The sequence below is a fragment of the uncultured Porticoccus sp. genome, from assembly GCF_963975625.1.
In the GTDB taxonomy this organism is placed as follows: domain Bacteria; phylum Pseudomonadota; class Gammaproteobacteria; order Pseudomonadales; family Porticoccaceae; genus Porticoccus.
Window position 1 is genome coordinate 108,079 of record NZ_CAXBHS010000011.1, and the last position, 6,451, is coordinate 114,529.

General features: G+C 47.3%; 5 protein-coding genes and 2 rRNA genes. All 7 read right to left on the bottom strand.

From position 1 onward, the window contains the following. Window positions 1–3: 3 nt before the first annotated feature. Window positions 4–720 (bottom strand): type III pantothenate kinase, encoded by a 717-nt coding sequence (locus AACZ64_RS11000; RefSeq protein ID WP_339640063.1) that lies wholly within the window; start codon window positions 718–720, stop codon window positions 4–6. Continuing rightward, a complete protein-coding gene (birA, locus tag AACZ64_RS11005) occupies window positions 717–1,685 on the bottom strand; it encodes a bifunctional biotin--[acetyl-CoA-carboxylase] ligase/biotin operon repressor BirA (protein WP_339640064.1) in 969 nt (322 codons plus the stop codon). The genes AACZ64_RS11000 and birA overlap by 4 nt, the downstream gene beginning before the upstream one ends. 9 nt (window positions 1,686–1,694) lie before the next feature. Next, window positions 1,695–2,495: a sulfite exporter TauE/SafE family protein gene (locus tag AACZ64_RS11010; protein ID WP_339640065.1), complete on the bottom strand. Its 801-nt coding sequence runs from the start codon at window positions 2,493–2,495 to the stop codon at window positions 1,695–1,697. Window positions 2,496–2,729: 234 nt separating this feature from the next. Then, the gene (locus AACZ64_RS11015) at window positions 2,730–4,535 is read right to left on the bottom strand and encodes an EAL domain-containing protein (RefSeq protein WP_339640066.1); all 1,806 of its coding nucleotides are present in this window, start codon (window positions 4,533–4,535) and stop codon (window positions 2,730–2,732) included. After that, window positions 4,523–5,287, bottom strand: coding sequence for a PAS domain S-box protein (locus tag AACZ64_RS11020; RefSeq protein ID WP_339640067.1), 765 nt, complete (start codon window positions 5,285–5,287; stop codon window positions 4,523–4,525). Before AACZ64_RS11020 ends, AACZ64_RS11015 begins: the two co-directional genes overlap by 13 nt. 624 nt (window positions 5,288–5,911) lie before the next feature. Further along, window positions 5,912–6,027, bottom strand: a 5S ribosomal RNA gene (rrf, locus tag AACZ64_RS11025). Window positions 6,028–6,173: 146 nt separating this feature from the next. Beyond that, window positions 6,174–6,451: ribosomal RNA gene (locus AACZ64_RS11030) — 23S ribosomal RNA — on the bottom strand; the annotation flags it as partial.

The window sequence follows — 6,451 nt, forward strand, 5'->3', positions numbered from 1 at the left end:
TGCCTATGGAAACATGACTTCAAGACCGTCCAACACCAAATCTCGAACATAAATGCAATCTCCACTCAGAGCACCGATGAGCACCGAGCCATCACCACCAGTGACGATGACTTTTACGGGCTGTGTATTTGTCTGCAAGGTCGACCTGGATGCCTCGATCAGTGTCTTGATCATCAAATATGCGCCATGACTCACCGCTTCACCCGTTGTTTTGCCCGGCAAACAATCCGCAATCGAAACAGGCTCGAGCCGAATATTACTGGTTCCCCGATTAAGCGATTGATAAATCATCGGGAACCCGGGCACGATGTAACCGCCGAGGTGACAACCTTGCTCATTGAGCAAATCCACCGTGATAGCCGTACCTGCATCCACGACAACACAGGCACCTTTAAACTGATCTCGAACAGCCAGTAGAGCCAGCCAGCGATCCACCCCCATAGATGAAGGCTCCAGATAACCGCAGTGCACACCTGCCGCTTCACGGGTGGTTGCGGCCTGCTGCAACTGACACCCCCACTGGGCTGCCTGCTTCTCAAGTTCCTCGGCGATAGTCCTGCTACCTACACTGGAAAGACGAATTCGAGTGGGGGGGCCCTCTGTTTCAACAGCCGCCAGCAGAGTTTTGATATCTGTGACCGGTGGCTTGTAATCAGGCGCCCCATTCTTTATGACTCGCCATTTGATCCGGCTATTTCCAGCATCAATGTCGACAATCATACTGTGCTCCTGACACTGATTTCTCCACCACTGAAAAGCTTGATCTCGTCACCAACCTCCAGTTGCAATGCCCCGCTCTCGTCCACGCCTCTGGCAATACCCTGAATCGTTTTATTCATCAGCAACAGGCTGACTTCTTTGTCGGCATTGATATCAGATTGCAGCCACTCTTCACGGTAGGCCTCAAATCCAACCTCGTGAAAATTTGCCAGCAAGGCGATCATTTCTTCTATGATGGCGGCAGCCAACCCATTTCGACTTACCGGCCGCCCTGATACTGAGCTGATGTCTATCCACGGCTGATCGATAAGTTTACCGTTTTTATCGGACATACCCAGATTGACACCAACACCGACAACCACTTGGCAGAAGCCGGAGGGGTCACCCAGAACCTCCAATAAAATACCGCCTACCTTTTTGTTTTCCAGGAACAAATCATTCGGCCACTTGAACATCAGCCCATCGACACCACAGGACTGGATCGCACGCCTTACAGCCACACCAACCGCAAGACTCAGGCCTTCGAGTACCTGCACACCCCCGTCAAACCCCCAACCCAGGGAGAGATAGATATTCCTGCCAAAGGGGCTGATCCACTGCCTTCCCCGCCGTCCACGACCTGCTGTTTGCTGCTCGGCAAGCACGATCAGACCAGTGGAATCGCCCTGCTCAGCTGTATGCCGAACCAGATCATTGGTTGATGACACGGACGACTCAATTCGCAACTCCTTGATAAGCGACCAGGAAATCTGCGAAAGACTGTGGATGAGCGTATTTTTATCGAATAATTCCAGCTCTGTCATAAGACAGTAACCACAACCCCTGTGGGATTTAACATCGAGGCCCATTTGCTCGATTTTTTGTATTTGCTTCCAGACCGCCGCCCTTGAAATACCCAGCAATCTGCCAAGTTCCTCACCCGAGTGAAAATGGCCGTCACAAAGTATTTTCAGCAAACTGTTCATGTGCGCCCATCAAACCCCAATATTCCGCCAGATAAACCGCACACCAATGATCAATAGCAAGAATGCAAAACTGCGTCGAAGAATTTCACCGGGCAACTGGTGCGCGAGCCGCGCACCGACTTTTGCGAATATCGTACTGGCTACGATAATCCCCAGAAATGCCGGAAGATAAATAAACCCAATTGCCCCATCCGGCAGATCCGGTTCACCAACACCCTGCCACCAGTATGTCAGCGCCCCACTAATAGCTATTGGCAGCCCACAAGCAGCAGAGGTGGCCACTGCATTTTTCATCGGTACGCGCACCCAGGTTAAATACGGGACCGTGAGCGAGCCTCCACCAATCCCGAACAGGCTTGCGACGAAGCCGACCACTGTGCCCACCATACTCTGCCCTGCTCGACCGGGCATATTGGAACCACCAGTGGGATTGAGTGCGAATGCCATTTTTAATGCCACGAGACAAAGAAATAGTCCGAAAGCGAGCTGCAGTGCTGTGCCAGAAATACTGACTGCAAAAACAGCACCCAGTGCGGCGCCAAGACAAATACCGGGCGTCAACCACCCGGCGAGCGGCCACAGGATAGCACCGTGTTTGTGGTGGGAGGAGATAGAACTCATCGACGTCACTACGATGGTGGCCAGCGATGTGCCTATGGCCAGGTGTGTCAGCACCGCCTGGGGCATACCCTGGGCAGTGAACGTGAAGATAAGGATAGGGACGATAACAACACCGCCGCCCAGACCAAACAGGCCACTGATCAGACCTGCGGCAGCACCGAGACAAAGGTACAACAGGTAAATATCCACGCCAACTCCTGCATATCGGACTGCCCAGCATTATGCCCGAAATAAAAAGTGAGAGAGACAAACAATAATATGAACAAGCTAGCGGTTGTTATACGCGACAGATTTTCAAGAGACTTACTCGAGAAGGACGAGACGGAGATTCATTTTTTATTGCAGAAAAATGACCGACTGAAGATACACGTATTATCCAGTGGTTTAAACCTGACCTGCAATATTCTCTGAATCATTCGAAAATTAGTCGCGCAAAACCTCTTCCAAAGGTGCGGGACGTGCAATTTCATAACCCTGGGCGTAATCGACGCCAATCTCTCTCAGAACATCCAGAATAGCTTTGCTCTCAACATACTCCGCCACAGTTTGAAACCCCAAGGCATGCGCCAGATCATTGATCATCTTGACCATCGTGTAGCTGGCCTTATCCCTCGCTATGTCTTTGACCATGGAGCCATCTATTTTCAACATATCGATGGGCAAGGATTTCAGGTAAGGAAACGATGAAAAACCACTGCCAAAATCATCCAAAACAACTTGTGCACCTGTTGCCCTTATGGACTTCATGAAATAACAGGCTTCAGTAATATTCCTAATGGTGGCAGTTTCAGTGATTTCAAACTTGATTTTTCCAGGAGTTATAAATCCAGTCTCAAGTTCTGTAATAATGAAATCAAGTAGCGATCGATCAGCAATAGACGCACCTGACAGATTGATGCTAAACCCACCGATTTGTTGAATTCGTTTCGGGTTATACTTGATCCAGTCGAAGACTTTGTTGATCACATAGCGATCCAGTCTTGCAGATTGATTGAACCGCTCAACAGAAGGCAGAAAACGGGCCGGCGAAATTATCTCACCCGTTACAGCATCAGAGAGCCGAATCAATACCTCAAAATGACAAGCCTCCCTTTTTCTTTTTTCCGTATGCTGCTTTAACGGGACGATAGGCTGCAAATAAATCCTGAATAGATCATCAGCTAATGCGGCATTAATCTTTGGCACCCAATCAACTTCGGTTCTGTGCCGGGATATACCTTGCGAGCTTTCGTGATAAAAATGGATTCTGTTTTTTCCCTGCTCTTTTGCGCTATAACATGCTACATCAACCTGCTTGAGCAACTCCGTTGAATCATGTTCGTACCCGGATACTTCCACAATACCGATACTGGCACCAACAACATAAGATTTGTCATCCCAGACAAACTCCAATTTCTGTATGCTGTTTAATATATTGGACACTATTTTGTCCGCATGGTTAGAGTCGCAGTCAAATAGAATAAGACCGAACTCATCTCCACCCAGGCGAGCGGCAACGTCATTGGCACGAATTCCCTCCTTCAAAACTTGCCCTATACCCTTGAGCAACAGGTCTCCTGCCAGGTGCCCACCGGTGTCGTTTAAGACCTTGAAATGATCAAGGTCTATGAAACACAAGGAGTGAATGGATCCATTTTGTTTGGCAGCGCACACAGCCTGATCAAGTTTTAATTCAAATGCCTTTCGGTTCTCGAGGCCTGTTAAGTGGTCATGCGATGCTTCGTATTTTAACTGCTTGGTTAGCGCCCTGGCTTTTGAAATATCTTCTTGTATACCCACATAATTAACAATACAGCCGCTCTGGTCTTTAATTGGAAATATCTGACTTCTTGCCCAGTAGCTACTGCCGTCTTTCCTCGCATTTTCTAATTCACCCTGCCACTGATCTCCGGCCCCAATTTTACTCCACAGCGAGTTGTAGGTTTTTTTAGGTGTATTTCCCGAGCTGTTAATATGCATTTTTTGACCAATAAGTTCTTTCTGAATATAACCACTCATTTCACAGTATCGCGGATTTACATATTCAATCCTGGTTTCCCTGTCTGTTATGACAACCGCATTTGGACTGGACTCCACTACTGCTGACAGTTTACTCAGGCTTTCCTGATTACTGAGTATTTCAATTTCCGGGGCGGCTCTAAGGGCGATGATTCTCAAAAGATGTCGAGTTAGTTCTCCTTGGGAAGAATCTATGGGAGCATCGTAAAGTACGCTGATCAGGCCAAGCACTTCGCCCGATGACGAGTACAAGCAGACCCCAACGTACGCATGAGCACATCCATCCTGTTGTGCGAGCAACAGGATGGATGTGCCTGTTGAAGCTGATCAAGAATTAGATACTCATCACTTTTAATCGTCATATTACAAGGCATGCCAGCTAGCGGGTAACAGACGTTATCAACGTGCTGGCCATTGGACAGAAAACTAATGGTCTGGATAGCATCTTTTGTGGCCGTCAGTTTCCCAATTGCAACCCACTGAGCTTTCAAATCCCGGAAAAGAAAAAGAGCCAAGGAGTCAAAGAAATCCTGTCGAGTCTTTGAGAAGTTTTCCTTCATAACGTTTATTAAAGCTCTTCGACCAACAGTCTCTGAGGTAACGTCACGTATGGTTGCGATTGTGATATTGCCTTCTGGCCCGATTATCGGACTCAAAAACACTTCAACATATATTTTCTCGCCCATTCTATTGAATAGGGCATATTGCTTGCGGGACTTCCCCATGGGACCGGGAGAGGGTTTTTTTATAAATATTTCTTTGAAGTGCCTGTATAGTTGATGCAGGTTTGAAGGTAGCAGGTCCTCAACCGTCATTTTAAGAAATTCGTTTCGGTGATAACCAAATAATTCCTGGGCTTTATTATTAGCCTGCACGATTTTGCCATTCTCCTTAATGGCTATCATTGGATCATGAAGAACTGCCAAAAAAGAAAGTATCGATTCTGCATGTTCAGGTTTGTGGTTCTCATAAAAACTCTCCACCTTCCCACTCCCATAATCAAACAGAATAAAAATGACTGCTCTGCAGACTTCAAAAAATTTTAATTATATTGACGCATATTTTTGAGCATATAAAGCGTCTTTAATGAAGATATATTGTTAATTTAATGTGTGCAATAGTGGTGCAACATAACTTTACCAAACCAAAAAATAAAACTGGAACTAACCTGCGCCAACTCCACTAGTTAGTTCCATACAAGCTATCATCCGATACAGGACACGAATATATAAAATCCCTTTCAAACGGGTATGAAGTAGGGCGTTGACAACGATATTCGAGCAGAGAGCCTGTTCACAGGTCGGACTATCCCGCGCAACAATGCAGTACAAGCCGCAATGCTTGGAAAGCCGATGCTGGATGGTTACGTCTAACTCTTTAGCGGAAAATTTAGAAATCCATTACTAAAGAAACATTGGTTACAGCGGTTCGCTCACACCCTGAAGAAGACCCGCCATTGGCGCTTCGACAACAATAAACAGCAGTCGCGAGTTCAGCATAAGGACATACATGAAATATCAACCGTCCATCGAGGTACTTATGCCACAAAACCAACTAGATAAAAATAAAAAGGCCCAACCGAGCTAACGGTTGGGCCTTGGGATAAAACCTGACGATGACCTACTCTCACATGGGGAAACCCCACACTACCATCGGCGCTGAGCGGTTTCACTTCTGAGTTCGGGAAGGGATCAGGTGGTTCACGCTTGCTATTGTCGTCAGGAAAACTGGTTAAAGTACAAAGCAGCCACATATCAGTCAAAAAACCAACAGGGCTACAATGCTCTGCACTCAAATTAGGTCGATAAAAATGTTAAAGCAGCGAGTGATTCTTGGGACACATGTCCGTAATGCAATCATTTCTATTATATGGTCAAGCCTCACGGGCAATTAGTACTGGTTAGCTCAACGCTTCACAGCGCTTCCACACCCAGCCTATCAACGTCGTAGTCTTCAACGGCCCTTTAGGGGACTCAAGGTCCCAGGGAGATCTAATCTTGGAAGGGGCTTCCCGCTTAGATGCTTTCAGCGGTTATCCTGTCCGAACGTAGCTACCGGGCAATGCCACTGGCGTGACAACCCGAACACCAGAGGTTCGTCCACTCCGGTCCTCTCGTACTAGGAGCAGCTTTCCTCAAATCTCCAAC